This is a genomic window from Aurantibacter crassamenti, from assembly GCF_016811105.1.
Taxonomy (GTDB): Bacteria; Bacteroidota; Bacteroidia; order Flavobacteriales; family Flavobacteriaceae; genus Aurantibacter_A; species Aurantibacter_A crassamenti.
Genome location: NZ_JAFBGM010000002.1, coordinates 403922 through 428369 on the forward strand (window position 1 = coordinate 403922; position 24448 = coordinate 428369).

Sequence of the window (24448 nt, forward strand, 5' to 3'; positions counted from 1 at the left end):
AACGATACGCTTTATATAATGTTGTTTTCTGCATTGAAACCCAGCGCATAAAAAAGGTACTGTAATTATGTAGAAAATATGATTGCTATTGTGGTGGGTTTACTAAAGCCAACCGTATTTGTAAACTATACCGAATTATTTTAGTCCTAAATTTTTAATTATAGGGCTTAGCTGTTATTGACAATTCGTAATCTTTGCATCTATTTGTTGCATTAATGCCCAGATATAAATATGGTAATCTTTAACGTGATAATCTCCGTCCGAAAATATTATAGGACTTTCTAAATTTTCTAATTCGTTTGGTCGTTGGTCAGATTCGTTTGCAATGTAATTAACGGCCAAACCCGTTCTTTGACTAGATGTTCTTTTAAAACGAGCTGTGTACATATTGTCAAAGGCTACAAAATTTGCCCCATTACTAAAACTATACGGAATACCTGGTGTTATATAGCGCAATGGACTACTTTGGGAGTCAAAAATTAAATTGTCCTGATAAAACGTGTCCTTGTTTTCATCCGTTGTGCGATATACCAATCCACTATTTACCAAAGTCTCGCTGTATGACGGGAAGGTTGTTTCAGGCTCCGGTATGGTCTCATCATTTTCATAACTTCTCCAGTAATGAACGCACCCACACTCACTCGTAGTCTTACAAAGACCTATGTTTTGCCACCAACCCCCTAAGGTGGAATTATCGAGCGCATAAACATAGCCCATTCCTCCTAAGGCAGCCGTTACTAGTTTTTCCCGTAACTCTGCATTCGTATCAAAGAAGTCTCTCACTAACATTGCCAAAAGAAATGACCCTTGAGAGTGCCCGGCAAGAATAATTTTATTCCCATTATTATGGTTGTCCAAATAATTTTGAAAAGATGCCTTAATGTCGGAATAGGTTTCCAATAAAGCTGCAGCCCTTTCTTCTTCCGTATAAAAAGCGCTTAAGAAGGATGCAGGTGTGGCTTGCCTATATTTTGGTGCATAAAATCGGCCATACTTTGCCAATAATGCTCCCTGGGCCAAAATGGATAGCCCGATAAAATTGGTATCCTGATTTTCAATTGCTACCGTACCTGGGGATATCGGTGGATTTATAAGATGGGTAGGATGTACCCAAAATACATCAATCCCTGTATTTATAGCGGAATTATTGCTGACCTCAACGGTAGCACTAATGCTTAAATTTTCATCAATGACAGCAATATCCAAATCATAGGTTTTCAGAAAATTTAATGGTTGATCAGGATGAAAATACCAATTATCCATAGAACCGTAGTCCACACTTGATAGCGGAATTTCCAATTGCTGTTCATTTTCAGAAACGACAGCATCCCCTTCTTTTGAGCAACTGATTAGTAGTATTGCGCAACAAAGCCAAAAGAACATTTTAAACTTCATACTAGGGTTGAATAAAAGATTTTCTAAGAATGAAATCCCTTTTGAAACTTTAAGTTCGCTTTTCATTGGTATTTGCATTCTAAACTTAGGAACAGCAGTTAATAGCTGTATTTATTATTTAATAACTTCATTGAATTTTTCCCAAAACATATTGTCAAAAGACGATAGGGCAAAATTATCACCCGATACCGTAGCCTCACCCATTCTTAGAATTACCAGATTGCTACTAGGTACAATATAGATGCGCTGTTCATCTTTTCCCATAGCGGCAACCATGTCATTGGGAGCATTGGGTACAAGGGTTCCGTCATATTCCGTTTGACTGGAAGGTAGCATGTACTTATTTTTTCCGTTTAGCCACCAGAGATAGCCGTACGAGGGATTGATATTTTGCGAAGTTGTTTTGCTTTCAATAAAGAAGTTCTCATCAACGATTTGCGTTCCGTCCCAATTTCCATTTTGTGAAGCCAATAGCCCAAATTTAGCCATGCTCCTTGTATCACTATTATAAATGCGGTAGATTAGACCATTGTTCCAAAAGCCGTTCATTCCTATTCTATCGCCTAACTCATTGTTGAAATACGTTTCAAATTCCGTTCCGCTGGCATCTTCTACAACATTCATTAAACGCTGAAAAACATTGCCATAGGCCCATCTTGTACCTGCATCGGCCAGATAGGTTAAATTTCTTTTGATTACTACTTGTGGCTCGTCGTCCAAACCAGAAGTCATAGACAACAGGTTCTTAACGGTAATCAAATCTTCTTGCTGTGGTGTTGTACTTGTCCAATCGGTACCTAAATAATCAGAAACCTTATTATCAATATTGATTAAACTATTTTGTTGCGCAATACCAACGGTAGCGGTAACAAGTGTTTTGCCGGCGCTGTTCCACTGCCAAGTATCGCTAGCCGTATGGCCATTGTAATAATCCTCAACTACAATTCTTCCATTGAGCAATACCATAAATGATTTTGTGTTCTCACCGATCAGAAAATTCCTGAGCTCTTCCAATTTGTCCGTATCCCAGTTTATTTCATTAGGAGCTATCGTTTCCCATTCGTTGGTAGAAGTTGACGGAAAATACAAGGAAACATCTGGTGTATTAGGTGTATCCGTATCATCTTCTATAATGGGGTCTATGGTATCATCAGATTGACAACTTGCCAAAATAAATAAGACCACTAGTATAAAGTATCTATTCATCATTAATTTTATTTTTCTGACTACTTTATGCGCTAAAGGTTTAATTAAATAAAAGCCAAGTGTAGTTTTTAAAAAATGGCCAATGTAAACCACCACATCTTACAAAACGTTCCGTTTAATTACTGCAAATAGCCTTTTATAACCGTATTACAACGATTTATTGTTAAAACTATTGTTCCGGAATTGGTATTTAGGGCAGTGTAAATGCAATACAGCAAAGAGCGTATTCAGTCATTGGGTTTACCATTCACTGGAGTTTTAATTCAAGGATAAGAGTAATCCCCTTGGCTAGCAAAATTGGGAAGTTCTATTTTACAGTTTTTAGCATGAAAATTAAAGCATAATTCAACGGAGACAGAAATCTAATAATCTTGCTGATTACTTTGAAAACTTCTGCTTATAAACCCGGTACAGCTGTAAAAGCATTACAGGTACAAAATGAGCCAAAGCTCCGGCCATACTACCTTCTTCTCCTTGTAGCCCAAGAAGTGCCCAATGAGCGAAAGCCATAATAGCAGCCAGATACACCCATTGTTGTAACTTTTTCCAATTGCGCCCCATTCTTTTGACTGCTGCATTGGTACTCGTCATGGCTAAAGGAATAAACACGAAAAAGGCAATCCACCCCGTAAGTATTGATAGCTCTATTGATTCATTTACTATTTTAGAAATTGGAAATTCCAGCACATAAAAAATGGTATGGAGTAAGGTATAGGCAAATGCCGCAACACCAAAAAAGCGTCTATTTCTTAATAACCATTGCGCTACTTTCGTTTTAGGGAATATTAAACGTATTGGCGTTGCAATAAGACTTATAATCAACATACGAGCAGCAAATTCTCCGGTAATATGCATGATATCTTCATACTTAAATTGTCCTTTTGCGTAATCCAAAGTCATCATAACGCCCGGTATGGCCAATAGAAGCCAAAGCATATATTTTCCTGTGAGAAGTGATTTCAAATTGTTCATTGTTGATCGCTTTGAGTAATACTTGTTTATACTGTGTTTTTCTAAGAAATTTCCATTGATGAAATAAAATAAGTAACTACCCCTGCCAAAAGCGCAGGAACGGCAAAAATCATAAAATTGGCGGTCATCGAAAGCCCCATACCTACAAGTACACCACCAAGTGCAGGACCTAATACACCTCCCAGTCTCCCTGCACCAATGGCCCAACCCACACCTGTAGTTCTAAATTCTGTGGGATACATACGGGCAGCCACGGCATACAGCCCAACAAAACCACCTTGTAGGGTAAAACCTAAAAGGCCAAAAATGAACAATAACGCATTCGAATCAATAAAAATCTGAAAAATGGCCATTAAAACAGCTGTTGAAACCAAGAATATAGCAATGGTTTTTTTAAGTCCCATTTTAGATGAAATATACCCTTGTATGACAATACCGAAAAATGCACCTACATTAAAAACCGTACCCGAGTAAATGGCCAGTTCCATGGACAAGCCCGCATTCGTAGCCAATTTTGGAATCCAACTTACCAGAAAATAAAGGCATCCAAAGGCAAAGAAAAGCGCCGTCCATAATTGTATGGTAGGAATTTGATATTTTTTTGTAAGTAATTGTTTTACAGGTATTCCTATATTTTTAGGTAATTTCTGCGGTAATTCAACCAAAGGCTGCAACTGCATTTTTCCAAAAATTAAATTCACCTTTTCCAATGCATGTTTAGGTTGTTTTCTAAGATAGAATTCAATTGATTCTGATAGGAAAAAGTAAATTAAAGGGAGGGTTATGAGGGATGCGAAACCTGCCAATTTAAACATAAGTTGCCACCCGAAAGTTGGTATGACATAGGCGGCAACATAACCGGCCATAACGGCACCTACTGGGTAACCACCGATGACAAAACTTACCCAAAAGTCTTTACTTTTGTTTGGGGTATACTCAGCTGTTAGGGCTGCTGTGCTAGCCAACATACTCCCAATACCCAATCCACTTATAAAACGCAGAATGATCAATTGTAAAACACTCTCAGTATAGCCCGTCAAAAACATACTTATGCCCATTAAAAAAGCGCTAAGCAGAATCATTTTTTTACGTCCTATAAAATCGGCATAGGGAGCCAACAGTAATGCTCCTAAGGCCATACCTGCTAGACCAGAACTAAAAACCGCGCCCAATGCTTCAGGGCTCACATTCCAAGACTGGGCAATGGTAGGTGCACAATAAGAGATAACAAGTACGTCCATGCCATCCAAAATGTTCATTACAAAACAGATGAATATTGTAGCGTACTGGAGCTTAGAAATTGTACATTGGTCTAAAAGTTGTTTAGTTGGTCGTGTCATTGTTGATCTAACTCGAAATATGATTTATACGCCCCTATATGAAGTATCGATCGTAATACTCCCATTGGCCACTCTACTTACACAAGCACACAATTTATCGTTTTCTCCTTTTTCAGATTCGCTAAAAAAGAAATCACGGTGGTCAATATCGCCAGAATATTCAAGAATATCCACTTGACATAATCCGCATTCTCCCTTTTTACAGTCGTACATTACATCTATATGGGCGTCTTCTAAGGCTTGTAATATCGTTTTGTTCTTTTTTACCTTGATTTGCAAATCAAATCTTGGAATCTTTACCAAGAAATCTTGTGGGGCAAATAGACCCGATGCACCAAATGTTTCAAAACGTAAATTGGAATTTTCAAAAGGCCCGTCTTCCCATGTTTTTCGAACAGCGTTCATAAACGGTAATGGTCCGCAGAGGTAAATTTGTGTTTTGGCACTAGCCAAATCTATTAATTTTGTGGTGTTATAAAACCCTTGCGCATCGCTATAATGCAACATGAGGTCTACTCCTAAAAGAGATTGGAGTTCCTCAAGAAAAGGCATTTCCTTCTTGTTATTACCCGCATACAGCATTTTCACTGTAAGCCCTGTTTTTCTCTTTAAGGTTTTTGCCATCCCAATAATTGGGGTAATCCCAATTCCAGCGGCAATCAAAAGATAGTCATTGGTATTATGGCTTAACTCAAAATTATTGGTAGGTTGCGATATTCTAATTTTGTTTCCTGCTGCTAATGACCACATGTACTTAGAGCCGCCCTTGCTTGACGGTAGTAGTTTTACAGCAATGATATATGGTGTATTAGACTCATATTCACCAACCAAGGAGTAGCTTCTAATTTCGGTCTTACCATCTATCAAAACCGAAACATCTATGTGCGAACCAACTGTATAGCATTCTGTAGCACCGTTCAAGGGGAGTATTTGTATTTGCATTACCGACTTTGCTACTTGTTCAATAGCGACTACGGTAGCGTCAATCCACGAATTTCTATAGCGCATCGATTTTAGTTTCTTGTTCCTCTTCAACCATTTTATTGGTAATCCTTCTGGCCCACATGGCTCCGGCATCTATATTCAAATTATAAAATTCACGGTCCGGGTTTTCGTTGATTGCCTTTTGTTGGGCCTCTAAAATATCCTCATCCTGAGAAAAAATATGGGCAACCCCATTTTTAAGTTCTGTGGTATTGCTTTGGTCTTTTAGATTGTAATTTCGGCTGAAGGCCCAAAAATAAAGACAGGTTTGATTAGTAGAAGGTGTAATGGTGTTTAAAACATAACCATTTACACCTTGAGAACGGTCACCCTCTGGCGCACCAGTTCCAGCAATGGCAACTCCAACATCAATATTGACCGTACAAGGAGCTTCAAATTTGATAATCTGCCAACGATCTACATCACCCTCATGCTTATGAACTCTGTTTAATTGTCCTTTCCAAAAAGGTGGAGGCTGTATGCCCTTCATCCATCGAGTAACAGTAGCCGTTTTTTCATCGTAGTGCACATCAAAAGGTGCTTCTGCTACATTGCGGTCACCAATGCTTTCTGAATGCACAAAGGTTTCATGGGTTAGGTCCATCAAATTATCCACTACCAATCTGTAATTACAATGCACCTTGATCATTTGTCCGTCACCCGCCCATTCCGGGTCATCATTCCAATGCATATCAGGAATCAATTTTTCGTCTGCCAAAGCAGGATTTCCCATCCATACCCAGATAAACCGATATTTCTGAATTACCGGATATGAGCGTACACATGCCGAGGGATTGATGGTTTCTTGAGATGGCATATAAGAACATCTTCCATCACTTTTATATTCTAATCCGTGATAACCACATACAACCGTATCGCCTCTTAAACTTCCTTTTGACAAGGGTAAGAGTCTGTGCCAACAGGCATCTTCTAAGGCTACAGGTGTACCATCTTTTTTTTGATATAAAACCAAAGCCTTGTTGCAAATGGTTCTTGGCAATAATTCATTTTTCAGTTCCACATCCCATGCTACGGCGTACCAAGCATTCAAGGGAAAAGATTCGTTCATGGTAAAACTTTGCATAAATTAAATTTTTAACGGGAATATTTTAAACAAAAAAGGTTTAAATTAGAATACAATTTCTTTAAATATTTCGTAAATTCAATAAAAAGTATTGATAATGAATGGTACCGGCATAAAAATGACTACATAATGCAAATAATTTTTATGAAATTTACATTTTATAGTCTAAAAAATTACAAATAATGAAAATTATAGACCTTTCAGTAACTATTTCAGAAAAAATAACAGAACCTTTTCCAACAACCATCATTTATGAAGATCATAAGGAAGGAGCAAAAAAAATGGGAGGAATGCTTTTTGGAGGCGTGGACAGCTCTGTTTTTCCTGATGGAAACGGTCCTGCTGGAGAATTTCTTACGGTAAATACTCATTCTGGCACACATGTAGATGCGCCATATCATTACTTTCCAACTTGTGCAGGAAAACCTTCGAGAACTATTGACGAGATGCCATTAGAATGGTTTTTTAGAGATGGAGTTGTTTTAAATTTCACCGACAAACCTGATGGATATATGTTTGAACCTGAAGATTTAATTGAAAAGTTACAAGACATAAACTACACCTTGAAACCTTATGACATTGTACTAATACGTTGCGACGCAGATAAACGGTTGCATGATCCTGATTATGTAAAAATTCATGTAGGAGCTTCTGCAAAAGCAACCCATTGGCTTATTGACCAGGGTGTAAAAGTTATGGGCACCGATGGTTGGGGTTGGGATATTCCACTCCATTTGCAAGCTGCCGATTTTAAAGCGAACCCAAGAGCTGGGGTTATATGGCAAGCACATTACGTAGGTATTGAAAAAGAATACTGTCAAATTGAAAAATTGGCTAACTTAGATAAACTTCCCCCATTTGGCTTTAAAGTTGCCTGTTTTCCGGCAAAGATTGAAAGAGGAAGTGCTGGCTGGACTAGAGCTGTTGCTATTTTAAAATCATAACTTTAATTTTTTTGATGCAATTATGAAAATTGGAAAAGAGAATAGTATACCCATTTTAAGTTCTTATGAAATTTCTAATTTTCATATGCATTCCATTGAATGGTTACCAATAATTTCCAATACAAAGCACCCAGACTTCCATATCAACAGAGTAGATGATATTTCAGACAAAAAAAGCTTTCATGTACTGCCTCACCGAAAAACATACCATGATTTCTTTTTTTTAACAAAAGGAACCTCTAAAAGAAGTAAAGGTCTAAACAGCTATGTTATTAATGCTCCAGCTATTTTTTTTCTGCCAGCCTATCAAATTACAGAACATAAAATGATTAGTGAAGATGCAGAAGGTTTTTACTGTCATTTTCATGAGAAGATATTTGATATTTTTCCAAAGATTCTATTGAGTGAACAATATGGTTTCTTTCAATACCAATCAAATCCTGTGCTGCAACTACAACCAAATACTAAGCAGGTTGTTGAAAATATTTTGGAACGTTTGTTTTTGTTGTATAGAAAAGAAGAATACAATAAAAACCTATTTTCATTATACTTAATGGCAATGTTTGAAGAGTTAAAAGCCGTTTCTGTGCATACTGTTGCAAAAAACAGAAAGTCGAATTATGAAATTACCAAGCGCTATAAACATGCTTTGACTAAGCATATTTATGAATTCCAGAATATTTCTGACTACGCGAATCTTTTAAATGTCACTCCAAATTATCTTAATAAATGTGTAAAAACTGCTATAGATAAAACCGCACAGGATCTTTTAAAAGAAATGTTGATTCTAGAGGCCAAAACCCTTATTCAACATTCTGAGCTTAATATTTCTGAAATTGCCGTAAAGTTATGTGATCAAACACCAAGTAATTTTGCCCGTTTCTTTAAAAAGCAAACAGGACTCTCACCTAAAGAATACGCGGAAAAAAATTAGACGGATTTAGTTTTCTTCTAGATTGTATATAAATCGCTTATTTAGTTTTGACTCATCACCTACTATAATCAATGTTATTAAGGTATTCTTATTGTAATTAAAAAGCCTATACCTATTTGCTTAACCTGTTAAATAAACATTTAACACTTACTATGTATTGATTTTGAATAGTATTGTTCTTTTTATGATTCACAGAACGTGTTATTAAATATGAAATTTGACAATGTATTTTTTACCATAATGATAATATTGGATAAATATAATGATAATTATCATTTTTTAATTAACTTAAACTAACTCAAATGAAAAATCACGTTCGACTACTTTTATCTTGTTTTGGATTCTTATTGATTAGTTTTGCCCAAGCTCAAACAGGCGAAATTACTGGTCAAGTAAAAGATGAGTCTGGTGCTGTACTACCCGGTGCATCCATTTTAATAGAAGGGACAAAGAATGGAACCATGACAGATTTTGATGGAAATTTTAGACTTAGCGGTCTTGATTCTGGAGATTATAAAATCATTATATCCTATGTAGGTTTCACAAGAAAGAAAATTTCTGTGTCCGTTCCGCAATCACAACCTTTATCTGTTTCGCTAGCAGAAGATGCTACGCAATTAGATGATGTTGTTGTTACTGGTGTTTTTGATTCACGTAGTCGTATGGATGCATCTGTGGCGATTACAACTATCGGTGCTAAACAACTGGCGAGAGTCGCACCCACCAGTTCTGCAGATCTTTTAAAGAATATACCAGGTGTGTTTGTAAATCAAGCACGTGGTGAAATTTGGAACTCGGTTTATTCTAGAGGACTTTCGGCAAACTCAATTGATAATATTAATGGTTATAGATATGTATCCTTACAAGAAGATGGTCTACCTATTACAAATGTGGAATTATTTCCAGATTTATTTTTGAGAGCTGATGCCATGACAGCAAGAGTAGAAGCCGTTAGAGGTGGTACCGCATCTATTCTTGGTGCAAACGCCCCAGGAGGTATTTTTAATTACGTTTCTAAAACCGGAGGTGATGAATTTGCTGGCGAAGTACGTGCCAAGTATGGTCTAGAAGGTAATGGAAAAAACCCATATTACAGGGCTGACTTTAATGTTGGCGGACCAATGAGTAATGGTTGGACTTATAATGTTGGAGGTTTCTTCCGCCAATCGGACGGCGCAAGAGATCGCGGATATCCTGTAAACAAAGGTGGTCAGATAAGAGCTAACTTGGTAAAAAAATATAAAACAGGATTCTTTCAATTGAACTTAAAATATCTAAACGATAAGAATGATAGAATGGCATTTATACCATCTACCAATTGGCAAGACCCACAAATTGCAGATGGCTTTTCCAAATACGATTCTTATGCTTTATATGACTTTTCAATGGAAGTACCTTTTAATGAAACGGGTACAAGAACCATCAATTCTACAGATTTATTACACAACATAGACCGGTCAATTGGTTTTAATTGGAAACAGGATCTGGGCAATGGTTTTTCTTTAAAGAACGATTTTAAATATTCAAGAAAAGATGATGAAAGAAACGCTACAGCAGTAGTTACGCCAATAAGCACTACCAGTTTTCTTTTTTATGCGATACCTGGTTTGTTTGCTGGTCCAAACCCTGCCAGAACAGGAACATATCGTTTTGCAGATCCGAGAACAGGACAGGAATTCGGTACTGTTAATTTAGCGCCAAATGTAGGTCCAAATGCCGTCCCTGGACCTCCAGCAATTCTTACACCAGGGCCTAACAATAATTTTCCTGGATCTAACATTCAACCAAATTCGCTGTTGTTCATGCCATTGTTTTATCAAGATATTGACAGAAATGAAATTGCCAATCAATTGGTGTTTACTAAAAAAACAGAGAAAAGTAGTTTTAATTTAGGTAGTTTTTATAGCCGTTCTAAATTAGATATTACAAACTGGAGCAAAGGTATGGGTCTAAGTGGTGGTTTAATTCAAAACCAACCAGTTCCTGCCCAAATTACGTTAGATGCAAACAATGGTCAAACCTATGAAGTTACTAGTCCAGAAGGCTTTATGAATGTTGGATGGACTGGATCCGATGATGGTGAAACCACACAGGGTATTTTTGCGCTTTTCTTTGGTCATAATTGGAAGATTACACCAAAACTTACATTGGATTATGGGATGCGATATGAAGATGTAACCTCTAAAGGTTTTAATTCTATTGGTGTTCCAAATCCACGACAAAATGACCCATCTTTTGGTGGGCTTGATGGAAACCCGCTAACTCTTTGGGATAACGGTGGTGGTACCGCAGGTGCCCCTGTTAATTACGATTATAAATTAAATAGTTTTTCTTATACCGCAGGTCTTAACTATAAATTCAGTGAACAGCAAGCAATTTATGCCAGATTTGCTCGCGGTAATAAAGCACCATCAACTTTCTTCTACCTTGATTTAAATGATGATGCATTGGTAGAAAATACACCAGCATTACTGGAAGAAATAACTCAATTTGAAATAGGCTATAAAGTAAATACCGAGAAACTACAATTGGTAGCAACACCTTTTTACAGCAACCTGAATAATGTACCTAATATTCAAACATTTTCAAATGAAGATGGTACCAGGTATTCACCTCCTTTTCAATTTGCCGAGTATACAACTCTTGGTTTTGAGTTAGAAACAACCATTAATTTAACCGATAAATGGATGGTAAGAAGTAATGCGGTAATTCAATATGCTAAAGCCGACAAATACACGACTTGGAATGAAGGAAGAGATGGGCCGGCAGACGATACCATTATTGAATACTCGGGCAATGAAGCAGATAACAGTGCAAACGTAATATTCAATATTAACCCAATTTACAACGGTGAAAAATTCTATAGCTCTTTAAACTATAGTTATATGGGAGCAAGACAGGCTAACGTGCCCAATTCATTTCTATTACCAGCATTCGGTAGTGTAGATTTAGCCTTCGGTTACGATTTTTCCAAAAAATTCGGTTTACAATTGAACATTAACAACGTCTTGGATAAGTACGGAATTTTAGGATGGCAAGGACCTGGAGGTTTCCCTGCAGCACTAAACAGAGATGGTTTTCCACCAGATTTTATCGCCAACAATCCTAATGCTATTTTTTCGACCCAAGGAAGCATGCCAAGAGCTTATTTCTTAACGGCCACTTATAGATTCTAATTATTGTTTTTGTTTATTGAATAAGTGTTTTACGCTAAGGATATTGAATTTCAAATTCTATATCCTTAGTTTCTTTCAAAAGACAAACTCCAGTTTGATGTTTTACTTACTGAAAATGAGCGTTTTATAATTTTAAAAATTGTTTTATGAGAATACTGATTTTAGGAGTTTTTACCCTTTTCTGTCTTAGTTGTAAAGACGCCGCTACAAACAAAAAAGAGGCTACCCAGCCAGAAAAAAAACCGAACATTGTTTTAATCTTGGCAGACGATATGGGCTTTTCAGATTTAGGAAACTACGGATCGGAAATAAACACACCCAGCTTAGACCGTCTTGCGAATGAAGGAACACGGTTAACGCGCTTTTACACCAATACCATCTGCGCGCCTTCACGCACTAGTTTACTTACTGGGCAATATCCGCACAAAGCAGGTATGGGTTTTTTCAATGAAGATTTTGGGGTAAAAGGTTATGAAGGTTACATTAATAAAGAATCCCTTACCCTGGGCGAAGTATTTAAAGAAGGTGGTTATTCAACATATATGGCCGGTAAATGGCACGTAGGTAATGAAAGACCTCATTGGCCATTACAACGTGGTTTTGATAATTTCTTTGGCTTTTTAGATGGTGGTGCTAGTTATTTTGATACTAAACCTTTGCTAAAAGGTCCACCTTCAACAGCATTTTTGTATGAAGGCAATGAGGTTTATAATATAGAAAAGGAGGATTTTTACCTTACGGATGAACTAACTACAAGAGCTATAGATTTTGTAAAGAAAAATCCAGCAGAAAAACCATTTCTACTGTATATGGCCTATAATTCTCCCCACTGGCCATTACATGCAAAACCAGAAGATATTGCCAAGTATAAAGGAAAATATGACGCTGGTTGGGATGAACTACGTAAACTCCGTTTTAAGAACATCAAAAAACTAGGACTTGCTGATGAAGACTGGAATCTCTTTAAAGATAAATTATTACCACCTTGGGATAGTTTAACTGAAGAAGAAAAAAACGAATGGACACTTAAAATGGAAGTTTATGCCGCTATGGTAGACAATTTAGACCAAAATATCGGAAAACTACTGAATTATTTAGGTACAACTGGTCAATTGGATAATACCGTAGTTATTTTTCTATCTGATAATGGCGCTGAAAATATGGATGTTGGCAAAATGCCTTTTACGGTTAAACGAAATGAAGGCCCTGTGGGTACTGAGGGTTCAATGGAATCGTATTCGAAAAAATGGGCACAGGTGTCTAACAGTCCATTAAGAAGTTATAAATCATCTCCTTATGAAGGGGGCCTAGCAACACCATTCATCATTCGTTATCCAAATCAAAAAGAAACGGGAAAGGTAATGAAAGGCGGTAGCCACGTGGTAGATATAATGCCCACTTTATTAGATATCGCCGGTATTGAATATCCTGAAACCTATAATAACATTAAAGCTAACGCCCTAGCCGGTGAAAGTTTTCTGCCCTTATTACAAGGTGAAGATTGGAACAGGGAACAACCCATTTGTTTTGAATGGTTTGGAGACCGTGCGGTTTGGTTGGGCGATTTAAAGGGTGTTCATCAGTACCAAAAAGAGTGGGAACTTTATGACCTTTCTGCAGATAGAACAGAATCTAATGATATCGCTGCTTCTAAGCCAGAAATCATTGCTAAAATGGATTCGATTTATAATGTTTGGGCAAATGCAAATGGAGTTATCGAATGGTCAGATGAGATGGGTAAAAAAACACAGTTTAGAAAATCACCACATTAAATAATTGTAGCAATGAAAAAATTCTTCTCATACGAAAATGGAATAGTTAGCTTAATGGCCTTGACCTTTGGAGTACTATTTTTTGACAGGTTAGCGCTAAATTATTTAGTACCCTTCGTAGCCAAAGACCTTAATTTAAATAATACTCAAATAGGACTCTTAGCAGCAGTATTGTCTTTGGCTTGGGCTTTTTCAAGTTATTATACTACAGCATGGTCAGAGTCTAAAAACAAAAACAAAATCACGTTTCTAATTGCCATCGTTATTTTTTCTGTCTGTTCATTTGGTTCAGGTATGGCTATTGGTTTTGGTACCTTATTGGTGGCTCGTTTAATTATGGGTTTGGCAGAAGGACCGGTAATTCCATTGGCGCAAGTCTTTGTGGAACGAGAATCTACACCTAGTAGACTTGGTCTAAATGTAGGCATATTACAAGCGGTAGGTGGAGCATTATTTGGTTCTATTTTAGCACCCGTAATTTTGATTCAAATAGCAGAAAATATGGGTTGGCGTACAGCCTTTTACATTGCTGGTGTTCCTGGTTTGGTATTAGGGCTAATTGCGGCCTTCTATCTTAAAAAATCAACTACAGAAAGCAGGGGCGCTGAAAACGATACTGGTTTTGCACTAAAAGAAATTTGGGCTTACAAGAATATAAAATGGGGAACTGCTTTGGCTTGCTGCGTCTTTGGTTGGTGGTTTGCTACTATACCATTCATTACCAAATACTTTACTGATGTACAAGGAATGTCTGCTGGTGATATGCAAAAAACCATGGGACTATTAGGTGTTGCGATGCTTATTTCATCTTTATTTTTTCCAGGTATCTCTGATAAGATTGGAAGAAAAAAAGCACTTTATATAGCTGTTGGTCTGGGTATATTCTATCCTTTTGCAGTCTATTTTCTAAATGGGTCCGGTATTCATTTACCAGCAATGTTTTTAAGTTACGCTATGGTAGGTGCAATACCTCTAGTTGCTGCTATAGTTCCTTCTGAAGCCGTTCCTAATCATTTAAAAGCAAAGGCAATTGGTTTTGTTACTGCGGTTGCAGAAATAGTTGGTGGTGTAATTATTCCTGCCGTATCTGGAGCACTTTCAGATATTTTTGATGAATCAGCATTTTTATGGGTTGCTGCTGCATTGGCAGTATTAGCCTTATTTTTCTTATCCAAATTAGAGGAAACTAAGGGAAAAGTGTTTGTTGAGAGCGTAAGCAAGTAGATAAATAGTTTATGAGAAATTAGGTGCCTAGGCATTTTAGTTAAGAGAGAAACTGTTCGTAAATGCAGAAAATCAATGAGTTCTTAAACACATAGATTATGGAAAAGAAGGCAAACAAATATAAATTAAAACTAGAGCTTTTAGAATTACTAAGACCAGATGACAAAGTCTATGAACCTATTGAATTAGAATTTGGCAACCATGATAATATATTCAATATTATCGAACGTATGAAAAAACGAAACCGTTTTAAAACGGAACAAGATTCGGTAGAATTTGCAATTGGTCTTAAACTTTTTAGTGAGGTTATGTTGAAGAACAAAGACAATCCACTATTTGAAGATTTTAGACCAGCCTTTGGTGCTATGATGAAAAAATTAAAATCAGCGGAATAAGTATACATGAGAAAGGATTCGAAATTTCTTCAAGTTTTAGCGGCTTATGATGAGCGCATGCAGTCAGAGGATGAGATTATGAAGTCTTTGCCTGTTGTTGAAGGTATGAAACGGCGAGATGAGTTTTTGTTATCGGTAGGTGAAGATGCTGCCGTTTTTATGAATACCTTATTAAAATCAGCTAAATCAAAAACAATATTAGAAATAGGAACATCTTACGGCTATTCTACCCTATGGTTGGCAGAGGCAGCAAGAGAAAATGACGGCCTTGTAATTACGTTAGAGGCTGATGAAAGCAAAGTAACATACGCTAAACATAAATTGAATGAAGCGGGTCTTTCTGAATATGTTGATTTTAGAGTGGGTGATGCTTTAGCGCTTATGAAAGAAGCAAAAGAGTCTTTTGATTTTGTTTTAGTAGATGTTTGGAAAGAATTATACCTGCCTTGCTTTGAGTTGTTTTATCCTAAATTAAAAAATAAGGCTTGGGTAGTTGCAGATAATATGATATTCCCGCCGCAATCAATTGAAGAAACAAAACGCTATCAAAACCGAATACGTAATACAGGAGATTTCTCTTTCGTATTACTGCCGATTGGAAGCGGAATGGAATTGAGTCAATACGAACATATAAAATAGGTTTTATGAAGAGGTTTACTTAATGATAAGCATATATAATGTAATGGGTAATACAGTTCAGCGTAAGCGAGACCTAATACTCAAAATTGGTCTTAAACACTAAATCAGTCACCTTTTAATCTTAAGCAGATTATAGCTTAAAATGAATGATTTAAACCTAATAAACCTTGCAATAAATATAAAAATAATTGATTTAGAATAGTACCTCCCTCTTAATGATTCAGAATTTGAGTGAGTATAAAGTAAATTTGTAATACTAAAGAAAGAATAAAAAAATTTATAAAATGGCAAAAAACCCACATTATTTTTCGCAAATGGCCCATGTTGAGGTCTTAACCAAAGACCTTGAAAAATCGGTACATTTTTTTAGTGATATTGTTGGAATGGATATTACAGGAAGAGAAGATGGTTCGGTTTATTTAAGAGCATGGGGAGATTATTTTCATCATACCTTAAAATTGACGCAAAGCGACAAGTCTGGACTTGGACATATTGGATGGAGAGCAGATAGCCCAGAAGCTTTAGAAGAAGCTGTAGCATATTTAGAAAGTATAGGTGCAGGTAGAGGTTGGTATGATGGTGACCAAGGCCATGGTAAAGCTTTTAAATTTCAATCTCCTGAAGGACATATGCACGAAGTTTTTTGGGATGTAGAATGGCTTCGTGAAGAAGGTGAACGTGGTAGTGTGTATGCAGACCGTTATTCCAGCAACCGACTACAAGGGGCAAATCCAAGAAGATTTGACCACGTAACATATATGGTATCAAAAGGCGCTTACCCTGCTGAAAAAGCATTTTGGAAAGCTTTAGGGTTTAAAAATCCAGATGAAATCCGTATTTCGGATGAAATTCCACCAATTGGAGGTTTACATACCCTTGCAAACTTATCACACGACATAGCCATCTTTACAGACCCGAATATAGAACCAAATCAAGCAGTTTTAAATCATATTTGTTGGAATGTAGATAGTCGTGAAGAGGTACTTTTAGCTTTAGACTATTTTATAGAAAAGGGGTATAAGAGTGTTATGGGCGCACCAACAAGGCACAAGGCAGATGAAGGTTTCTTTATCTACATTGTTGATCCAGGAAGTGGAATTTTATTTGAATTCTATGCTTGTGCTAGATTAGTGTTTGCACCAGATCACTTAGACGTTCATTATTTAAAAGACAATCCAAATGATGCATGGGGTTCTGTAAATCCGTTTGCAGAAATGGCGAAAGGTAAAAAACTTGGACTGTCTGATGATGGTACAGTGAAACCTGTAGATATTTAGACTACTTGATTTAAGTAGCAATAACAATTTTTAAAACACACACGTATTATGTGGCATTTTTTTCCAGGCAAATACATGCCTTCTTATCAAGTTAATAGAGCATTGACCCAAGCACATTATGGTGGTGGCGAGTTTGCAGAAATATTAGAAGCAGCGGGCAATATTGACCCAGATAATAGAGAAACCTTTAATATAGCTTGGCTAAATAAAGGAAATGAGGTTTATGGTTGGGCAGAAGATTATGAAAAGAACAATGCTTTTGTATCTGCTAGGCGAACCTATTTAAGAGCATTTAATTATTTACGCACGGCGGAATTTTTTATGAATCTACAAGATGACCGAAAAATACCGACCTACCTTAAAGCAAGAGAAGCTTTTATAAAGGCGACCAAATATTTTGAAGAAAAACCAATTCAGGTAGAAGTTCCTTTTGAAGGTTCTTTTTTACCAGGATATCTTTTTAAGCCAAAAGGCGTGAAAAATCCACCAGTAATGGTCATGTTTGGCGGATTGGATAGTTTGGCCGAAGAACTTTATTTTGGAATTGGTGACCACTTAATGGAAAGGGGTGTTGCCTTGTTAGCTATGGACGGCCCAGGCCAAGGAGCTGCTTTACGTTTAAACCATATTCACTCTAGACATGATTATAATGTTGCTGGTACCGCAGTTTTGGATTGGGTTTTAGAAAACTTGAAAGATGAAGTTGATACTACTAGTGTTGGTATTGCAGGGGTATCTATGGGAGGTTACATGGCAGCACGTTGTGCAGCCTTTGAGCCTCGTTTTAAAGTATGTATGGTATTTGGGGCTGTTTGGTCTTACTATTCCGTTTGGGCAGGTAGAAGTGGCAAACATCCTTTAGCTGAAATTGTACAGCATATTATGGGTGTTGATAGCTATGAAGCTGTTCTTAAAAAATTAGAAGGCTTTACCTTAGAGAACGGTGTTGCGGAAAAAATCTCTATGCCAACATTTATAATGCATGGTGGTGGTGATAAACAGAATTTTGTTGAACACGCAATAACATTAGAAAAACATTTAACATGCGACCATAAAATGAAAATCGTACCTGAAGGCGAAAGTGGTTCACAGCATTGTCAAGTAGATAATTTTATGCCTGCATTAGACATGTTCGATTGGATTGCAGAGAAAATTCACGCCTAACGTTCATTTTTGTTTAATTAATAAAATTCACAATATGTCAGCAGTAAAAAAAGTACTTGTCGTTGGGGGTGGTATTGGCGGCCAGTCAGTGGCTATTGCCTTGGCAAAAAACGGAGTAGAAGTTGAAATTGCAGAACGTTTAGATGCTTACAACGTTTACGGTGTGGGCATTATCCAACAATCTAATGCCCTTAGAGCTTTAGATAGAATTGGTCTTGCAGACAAGACTATGGAAGAAGGCTATCCATACGGACAATTAAAAATGTACACTGCAGGTGGGCATTTTATAGGACTTGCTGGCGCACCTCCTGTTGAAAAATACCCTAGCCACAATGGTATTTCACGAAGAACACTTCATGAAATCATGTATTCTGAAGCCATTAAAGTGGGTGTAATCTATAAAATGGGTACAACCGTTACTGAAATTGAAAATAATGAAAATGAGGTAACGGTAACTTTTACCAATAATACAAAAAGTACGTATGACATTTTAATTGCATCAGATGGTATAAATTCTGATATGCGTGCTTTGATTTTTGGCGAATTTAAACCACGGTATATGGGTGTATCGGTATGGAGGTATCCTTTTACTAAACACGCGGACTTGGACACATCGTACATGTATTATGGAAAGCGCAGTAAAATTGGGTTTGTCCCTATGTGTGAAAAAACGATGTACATGTTCTTGGTTTCGGCAGAAGGTGCTGACAATCCTTGGATTGAAAAATCGGCCTATGTACCTATGTTAAAAGATTACTTAGCTGAATTTCCTGCAAAAATTGCTCAAGATGCAAGAGAACAGCTTACAGACCCGAATCTGGTAAATTATCGCCCAATTGAAGCAAGCCACTTACCAGATCCTTGGTTTAAAAACAGAGCAATTGTAATAGGAGATGGGGCCCATGCTACTGTACCACAGTTAGGATCTGGTGCCGCTTTGGCTCTTGAAGATGGGGTTGTTTTAGCAGAAGAATTAGAAAAAGCATCTACCGTTGATGAAGCTTTTAAAGCCTTTATGAAAAGACGTTATGATCGTTGTATGGCCATTGTAAATGCTTCTGAAACGTTGGCCGAATGGGAGTTAATGGAGTTTGAAGGAAAACCGTTACCAGAAGGAGCTAATTTAGGAAAAGTAATAGGGCAAGCAGTAGGTACTTTAATGGCTCCATTTTAATAAAACACAAATGAAATTAGTAACATTCCAAAATAAAGAAGGGTCTATACATACCGGATGGTTAAAAGCGGATGGCGTTGTTGGCATGCAAAAGGCAGATGACCGCCTTCCTAATGATATGCTTAGTTTTATAGATGACCATGAAAGCTATTTCAAAATAATAAAGGATCATAATCTAGAGGAAATTGGCCCACACTTTAATTTAGAGGAAATAAGATTATTAGCGCCACTACCCAACCCGAGAAGCTTTAGAGACTATGTTGCCTTTGAACAGCATATGTTGAATGCATCCAATTCTTTCGGACATACCGTTAGTCCAGAATGGTATAACATTCCTATTTTCTATTTCACCAATCACCAAGCCATTTATGGCCCAGAAGATGAGATAAAAAGGCCTGAGAAAGAAACTAAATTTGACATTGAACTTGAAATGGCCGTCGTTATGGGCAAAAAAGGCGCGGATATTAAAGCCGAAAATGCCGATGACTATATTTTTGGTTATACCGTATTTAATGATTGGACCGCTAGGGCAATACAAAGACAAGAGATGACCGTGCCCTTAGGGCCGCATAAAGGAAAGGATTTTGCCAATGCAATTGGCCCTTATATTGTAACCAAAGACGAGTTCGAAAAATATCGTTGCACCATTTCCAGGGATACCCATCCAGAACATTTAGCAATGCCTTTAACCACAAATGGGCGATTTGACTTAAAAATGACTGCGCGCATTAATGGAGAAACTATGTGTGAGGGTAATTATAAAACCGTGCATTGGACTTTTCCACAAATGATAGAGCGTGCTTCAGAAAATAATGTCAATCTTATGCCCGGTGACATTTTAGGTAGTGGTACCGTTGGTTGGGGAAGCCTTATTGAAAATAACTTTTCGGTTCATAGACCTTTAGAACCTGGTGATGAGGTTGAACTAGAGATTGAGGGGATTGGTAAATTGAGGAATACGGTGGTTTAAAGAATTTTATTTAAACTACTCTTGATCCTTCTCAGGTCTTTACTTTAAACAATTCTTCGTAATGTGGTGAAGGAAGTAATATACCCGCGCTTTCTTCATAAAATGATTTGCCAACTTTAAACACGCCATTTTCTGTTTTAGTCCATTCTGCTCCTGCTCTCGGGTGATACGCTTCTTGCTTCGCCCAGTTTTTATAATATTGATGCCCGTTAGTTTCTAATAAACCAATATCCATCATCGGAAGCGGTGCTAAACGAGCTGCAACAGATTTGTTCCAATCAACTAAAATAGGATTCACAGTAAGATCAGCACTAAAGCACGGTACTTTTCGCTCATGACAAGCCTGAACAATTTTCATTGTCATACTCAATGTCTTGGCTATTGCTTTCACTACAATAGTGCCGTAACCTTGATCCATACGGTTAATAGCATCTTGAACAGTATGTGCACTTTCATCAGCAGCAATAGTTACACCTACATCACCAACATACGACTCATTGTTCTCGGTCAATGGCTCTTCAATGACAGCAATCTGATCAAAAGCACCAATTTTTTTAGCATGGTCTAAGAAGCGTAAAAGCGTTTCTTTTGATTCATACCTTCCATTAGGATCTATATAATATGGAATCTTGCCATCTTTGGTATGCGGCGTTTCATAATGTCCAATTGCTTTATGTACGTTAGATAAAAATTCGATATCCTGTGCCAACATATCGGTTTGAGTACCTTTAGATCCCGTCTTCAATTTCATAATAAAATAGCCTTCATCAGCTGCTAATTTTATTTTTTTAACGTCGGTTCCCACAGAGAATGAAGGTATACTGGCAACTTTTTCATGCCGATGAGATAACCCGGGTCGATATTCCTCGGGAATCATTTCATCAAAAGTTTTGATATTATTCTCGCTAGCATACAGCAACCATGCGGCATTATCAACACAAACTAATGAGTTCAATGCAAATGTTTTTCGCAAATCAGCCTCACCCGTTATTTTTTTGCCGTAGGCATGAACTTCAGTTAAAATTTCATCTAGCAATTCCACAGGGTTGGTAAAAGAACTTCCTTTTATTATTTGCAATGCTCTTTCACTCATAGCAAACATTAGCGCATTGGCGCCATTTTCTGAATGCGCACGTGCAACGCTACCATCTGACCATAGCGGACTTTGTGTACCCAATCCGATTTTAGAAACACCAGAATCACTTTGAAGCCAAGCTGCAGATTGCCACAGTTGGGTTACAGCACCACCTCCAAAACGATATGGATGCAGCGCCTCACGCTCAAAATTTGAGTTTACTTTATTAATCTTAATCTTTCTTTGCATTGTTTTCTCTTTTGCGGATAAATCGATATGTAATGGCATTCCTAAGGTACTTATCGCGGTGGCGGCAACGGTCTTATTGACAAAATCTCTACGTTTCATAACTTCCTTATTGTTTGTGTGCTTCAATCATTATTAGTTTTAATTAGCAATATTGTTCAATGTATACCAAGCTTCTGTAGACCAAAGTTGCTGACCGTTAGCATTACGTAATTGACTTGGAATTCTGAAATATACAATATGTTCTTTTTTTAAACCCGATAACTCTACAGACAATTTAGTTCGGTCTTCTGAAAGTTTCATTTCATTTATCAGCAACCGCTCTAAATCCATTTTTGGGCCACCATAATCTGCTGTCGCTTTATACCACCATTGTGTAATAAAAAAGTCACTCAGTTCAATATCATCAATATTTGCTATAGGTTGCGTAAATTCTATTTCGAATACTTTTGGTTTTGAACGTATAGCTAACATTTCAAAAGTAGGTTTCCCATTAAATTTAATACGTTGCAATCCGTATTTTGTTTCCTTCCAAGTCCAGCCGCCAACCATTCCTATTTCCCCAATATAAAGCGCTCCATCAGGACCCCAACATAAACGATTAACACCAGCCGCCAAACCTTGAGAAAAACGAAAGACCGCACCTTGATACCTGCCATTAACTTTTTCAAGAAAATCACGTTTTATACCACCATGGCTCACATCACCATGCAGCATTTGCCCTTTATATGGACCTTCGTTAATAAGAATAGGCTCTGAAGGAGAATTACTTATTTCATTTTGCGGTAACCAAAGTGTAGGCGAAACCATCTTTGGAAATTCTTGTAAAGAATCTAAGATACCCCATGCCATACCGTGGTATTCATCCTTTTTTACATGAATTAGTTTATTTGCTGGTAGCCATTGACCCTGATTATCTGTTACAAAAAGTTCTCCATCAATACCTTTACCTATTCCATTTGGCGTTCGAAGACCATAATTAAGTGATTCATAACTTCCGTCAAGTCCAATCTTTAAGGTTTTACCCCTATCGATTTTCTGCTTTTCAGTGGCTAATAAACGCATCGCCATTGATAAGGTAACATAGAAATACCCATTATCGTAAACTAAGCCGAATGCAAATTCGTGAAAATCATCAGTAACCTGCCACGTATTACAAATGGCTTTATATTCATCAATTATATCATCACCATCATGATCTATCAACTGAGTTAACTCCTGTTTTTGTAGCACAAATATATTTCCATCAACAACTTCAATACCTAAGGGTTCATGCAGACCAGCAGCAATTCTTTTCGTTATAATCTTAGAAGTATCCCCGTTTTGAAAACCGTCAAGAATATAAACTCCACCTTCAGTATCCCAAGTTGTAAAAATTAATCTACCATCGGGTAGAAATGCTAATCCACCAACTTTTGGATTAAAATCACCCTCATGTAAAGTGGTCAAGTCAAAACTAGGGTGCACCCCTTCAAGCGGCGCCCCATTGCCAGGTGTAACCTTATTATTATCTGAGGGAACAGAAAAATCACGCACAAAAGGTTCTTCTTCTTTTGACTCGTTCTCCCCCTTTAAACCCAATATATAGGTTAGCATAGTTTTCAATTCGTTTTCTTCTAATTGCGGATGCGGATTCATCACATTTTGTCCCCAAACACCCGAACCGCCTTCTCGTACTTTTTGGCTTAATTGTAAAAGTGACTTCTTGTTAGTAGGATATCGTTGAGCAATTTGGGACAAAGATGGTCCTATATCTTTTTTATCAACCTGATGGCATGTAAAACAGTCACTTTTTTCCATCCAAAACTTACCAATGTGATCATAGGATGATTTTTGATCAGGCGGAAACTGTTCCGGAAGTGCATCAAAAAATTCAGTTTTGATGCTTACATCATTCGAAACCAGTTTAAAGGAAGTTTCATTATTTTCGAGAGAAACAGAAACTCCATTTGGCACCGAAAATGTTTTAAACCAACGCTCAAGCCCTGGCCTACCTACTGAATCTTTTATAAATTCAGGACGCTCTTTTATTAAAATAGTATCGCCAGTTGTCAGAATGAGTGCGTTTTCTAGATATAACTGATTGTCATAAAAAGCATATCCTTTGCTTATTACTTTTGAAGTTTCTTTTTGTCCATCGCGTTGTACTATCCAGTTTTGTTGATGGTCAGCAGAAATATAAGCCGTGCCCCATGAAGTAGGTTGTATATTCTTTTTTGAAGTGTATGGTGCACCTTCCATTCGAACACCACCTTTCCACACTTTATAAAGTGTACACTGTGCAAGGTCATAAGCAACATGCATTTGTGAGTCTAATGCAACGGTCAGCATTCTAGGTTTTTTATCCAATACTGAACGAAACGCCCAGACATCTAAAGGCCTTTTAATATTTGGCTTTTCGGTATTTGTACATGCCGAAATAATAGAGAAAGCCAAAATACTTACGACAAAGAATCTGATTCTTAAATTCATTAATA

At 37.2% G+C, this 24448-nt stretch carries 19 protein-coding genes; 11 read left to right on the forward strand and 8 right to left on the reverse strand.

The features are described 5' to 3' along the window. Nucleotides 1-174 precede the first annotated feature (174 nt). The 6 genes from JQC67_RS14345 to JQC67_RS14370 form a co-directional block, all read right to left on the reverse strand. Nucleotides 175-1461 (reverse strand): DUF3089 domain-containing protein, encoded by a 1287-nt coding sequence (locus JQC67_RS14345; RefSeq protein WP_203253608.1) that lies wholly within the window; start codon nt 1459-1461, stop codon nt 175-177. A gap of 48 nt (nt 1462-1509) precedes the next feature. Further along, nucleotides 1510-2604 (reverse strand): serine hydrolase domain-containing protein, encoded by a 1095-nt coding sequence (locus tag JQC67_RS14350; protein ID WP_203253609.1) that lies wholly within the window; start codon nt 2602-2604, stop codon nt 1510-1512. A 375-nt stretch (nt 2605-2979) separates the two neighbouring features. Continuing rightward, the gene (locus JQC67_RS14355; protein WP_203253610.1) at nt 2980-3573 is read right to left on the reverse strand and encodes a protein-methionine-sulfoxide reductase heme-binding subunit MsrQ; all 594 of its coding nucleotides are present in this window, start codon (nt 3571-3573) and stop codon (nt 2980-2982) included. Between the two features lie 41 nt (nt 3574-3614). Continuing rightward, complete coding sequence (locus JQC67_RS14360; RefSeq protein ID WP_238934803.1) at nt 3615-4832, reverse strand: MFS transporter; 1218 nt, start codon at nt 4830-4832, stop codon at nt 3615-3617. A 105-nt stretch (nt 4833-4937) separates the two neighbouring features. Next, nucleotides 4938-5921, reverse strand: coding sequence for a PDR/VanB family oxidoreductase (locus JQC67_RS14365; RefSeq protein WP_203253612.1), 984 nt, complete (start codon nt 5919-5921; stop codon nt 4938-4940). Further along, the gene (locus tag JQC67_RS14370; protein WP_203253613.1) at nt 5911-6981 is read right to left on the reverse strand and encodes an aromatic ring-hydroxylating dioxygenase subunit alpha; all 1071 of its coding nucleotides are present in this window, start codon (nt 6979-6981) and stop codon (nt 5911-5913) included. Before JQC67_RS14370 ends, JQC67_RS14365 begins: the two co-directional genes overlap by 11 nt. 182 nt (nt 6982-7163) lie before the next feature. Here JQC67_RS14370 and JQC67_RS14375 point away from each other — a divergent pair, with 182 nt between their 5' ends. The 11 genes from JQC67_RS14375 (at nt 7164) to JQC67_RS14425 (ending at nt 20650) form a co-directional block, all read left to right on the forward strand. After that, nucleotides 7164-7925, forward strand: a complete 762-nt coding sequence (locus tag JQC67_RS14375; protein WP_203253614.1) for a cyclase family protein — start codon at nt 7164-7166, stop codon at nt 7923-7925. A gap of 22 nt (nt 7926-7947) precedes the next feature. Continuing rightward, nucleotides 7948-8859 (forward strand): helix-turn-helix domain-containing protein, encoded by a 912-nt coding sequence (locus JQC67_RS14380; RefSeq protein ID WP_203253615.1) that lies wholly within the window; start codon nt 7948-7950, stop codon nt 8857-8859. A 302-nt stretch (nt 8860-9161) separates the two neighbouring features. Beyond that, entirely contained in the window at nt 9162-12035 is a 2874-nt protein-coding gene (locus JQC67_RS14385) for a TonB-dependent receptor (protein ID WP_203253616.1), read from the forward strand. A gap of 146 nt (nt 12036-12181) precedes the next feature. Then, nucleotides 12182-13807 (forward strand): arylsulfatase, encoded by a 1626-nt coding sequence (locus JQC67_RS14390; protein ID WP_203253617.1) that lies wholly within the window; start codon nt 12182-12184, stop codon nt 13805-13807. Between the two features lie 12 nt (nt 13808-13819). Next, nucleotides 13820-15031, forward strand: coding sequence for an MFS transporter (locus JQC67_RS14395; protein ID WP_203253618.1), 1212 nt, complete (start codon nt 13820-13822; stop codon nt 15029-15031). A gap of 98 nt (nt 15032-15129) precedes the next feature. Further along, nucleotides 15130-15426, forward strand: a complete 297-nt coding sequence (locus JQC67_RS14400; protein WP_203253619.1) for a DUF3861 domain-containing protein — start codon at nt 15130-15132, stop codon at nt 15424-15426. 6 nt (nt 15427-15432) lie between these two features. After that, the gene (locus JQC67_RS14405; protein ID WP_203253620.1) at nt 15433-16065 is read left to right on the forward strand and encodes an O-methyltransferase; all 633 of its coding nucleotides are present in this window, start codon (nt 15433-15435) and stop codon (nt 16063-16065) included. A 284-nt stretch (nt 16066-16349) separates the two neighbouring features. After that, nucleotides 16350-17342, forward strand: a complete 993-nt coding sequence (locus tag JQC67_RS14410) for a VOC family protein (RefSeq protein WP_203253621.1) — start codon at nt 16350-16352, stop codon at nt 17340-17342. A gap of 48 nt (nt 17343-17390) precedes the next feature. Next, nucleotides 17391-18506 carry an alpha/beta hydrolase family protein gene (locus tag JQC67_RS14415; protein WP_203253622.1) on the forward strand — a complete coding sequence of 372 codons (1116 nt, stop codon included), beginning with the start codon at nt 17391-17393 and terminating at the stop codon, nt 18504-18506. A 34-nt stretch (nt 18507-18540) separates the two neighbouring features. Beyond that, nucleotides 18541-19680, forward strand: coding sequence for an FAD-dependent monooxygenase (locus JQC67_RS14420; protein WP_203253623.1), 1140 nt, complete (start codon nt 18541-18543; stop codon nt 19678-19680). Between the two features lie 10 nt (nt 19681-19690). Then, nucleotides 19691-20650, forward strand: a complete 960-nt coding sequence (locus JQC67_RS14425; protein ID WP_203253624.1) for a fumarylacetoacetate hydrolase family protein — start codon at nt 19691-19693, stop codon at nt 20648-20650. 31 nt (nt 20651-20681) lie between these two features. On the opposite strand, the gene JQC67_RS14430 is transcribed toward JQC67_RS14425, so the two are convergent. Together JQC67_RS14430 and JQC67_RS14435 are read right to left on the reverse strand one after the other, a co-directional pair. Beyond that, entirely contained in the window at nt 20682-22073 is a 1392-nt protein-coding gene (locus JQC67_RS14430; RefSeq protein ID WP_203253625.1) for a mandelate racemase/muconate lactonizing enzyme family protein, read from the reverse strand. A gap of 39 nt (nt 22074-22112) precedes the next feature. Then, nucleotides 22113-24443, reverse strand: coding sequence for a c-type cytochrome (locus JQC67_RS14435; RefSeq protein ID WP_203253626.1), 2331 nt, complete (start codon nt 24441-24443; stop codon nt 22113-22115). Between the last annotated feature and the right edge of the window lie 5 nt (nt 24444-24448).

Excerpts from the sequence above, each read along its gene's own strand:
- JQC67_RS14345 (WP_203253608.1), bottom strand. The coding sequence starts at position 1,461 with ATGAAAAGCGAACTTAAAGTTTCAAAAGGGATTTCATTCTTAGAAAAT.
- JQC67_RS14350 (WP_203253609.1), bottom strand. The coding sequence starts at position 2,604 with ATGATGAATAGATACTTTATACTAGTGGTCTTATTTATTTTGGCAAGT.
- JQC67_RS14355 (WP_203253610.1), bottom strand. The coding sequence starts at position 3,573 with ATGAACAATTTGAAATCACTTCTCACAGGAAAATATATGCTTTGGCTT.
- JQC67_RS14360 (WP_238934803.1), bottom strand. The coding sequence starts at position 4,832 with ATGAACATTTTGGATGGCATGGACGTACTTGTTATCTCTTATTGTGCA.
- JQC67_RS14365 (WP_203253612.1), bottom strand. The coding sequence starts at position 5,921 with ATGCGCTATAGAAATTCGTGGATTGACGCTACCGTAGTCGCTATTGAA.
- JQC67_RS14370 (WP_203253613.1), bottom strand. The coding sequence starts at position 6,981 with ATGCAAAGTTTTACCATGAACGAATCTTTTCCCTTGAATGCTTGGTAC.
- JQC67_RS14375 (WP_203253614.1), top strand. The coding sequence starts at position 7,164 with ATGAAAATTATAGACCTTTCAGTAACTATTTCAGAAAAAATAACAGAA.
- JQC67_RS14380 (WP_203253615.1), top strand. The coding sequence starts at position 7,948 with ATGAAAATTGGAAAAGAGAATAGTATACCCATTTTAAGTTCTTATGAA.
- JQC67_RS14385 (WP_203253616.1), top strand. The coding sequence starts at position 9,162 with ATGAAAAATCACGTTCGACTACTTTTATCTTGTTTTGGATTCTTATTG.
- JQC67_RS14390 (WP_203253617.1), top strand. The coding sequence starts at position 12,182 with ATGAGAATACTGATTTTAGGAGTTTTTACCCTTTTCTGTCTTAGTTGT.
- JQC67_RS14395 (WP_203253618.1), top strand. The coding sequence starts at position 13,820 with ATGAAAAAATTCTTCTCATACGAAAATGGAATAGTTAGCTTAATGGCC.
- JQC67_RS14400 (WP_203253619.1), top strand. The coding sequence starts at position 15,130 with ATGGAAAAGAAGGCAAACAAATATAAATTAAAACTAGAGCTTTTAGAA.
- JQC67_RS14405 (WP_203253620.1), top strand. The coding sequence starts at position 15,433 with ATGAGAAAGGATTCGAAATTTCTTCAAGTTTTAGCGGCTTATGATGAG.
- JQC67_RS14410 (WP_203253621.1), top strand. The coding sequence starts at position 16,350 with ATGGCAAAAAACCCACATTATTTTTCGCAAATGGCCCATGTTGAGGTC.
- JQC67_RS14415 (WP_203253622.1), top strand. The coding sequence starts at position 17,391 with ATGTGGCATTTTTTTCCAGGCAAATACATGCCTTCTTATCAAGTTAAT.
- JQC67_RS14420 (WP_203253623.1), top strand. The coding sequence starts at position 18,541 with ATGTCAGCAGTAAAAAAAGTACTTGTCGTTGGGGGTGGTATTGGCGGC.
- JQC67_RS14425 (WP_203253624.1), top strand. The coding sequence starts at position 19,691 with ATGAAATTAGTAACATTCCAAAATAAAGAAGGGTCTATACATACCGGA.
- JQC67_RS14430 (WP_203253625.1), bottom strand. The coding sequence starts at position 22,073 with ATGAAACGTAGAGATTTTGTCAATAAGACCGTTGCCGCCACCGCGATA.
- JQC67_RS14435 (WP_203253626.1), bottom strand. The coding sequence starts at position 24,443 with ATGAATTTAAGAATCAGATTCTTTGTCGTAAGTATTTTGGCTTTCTCT.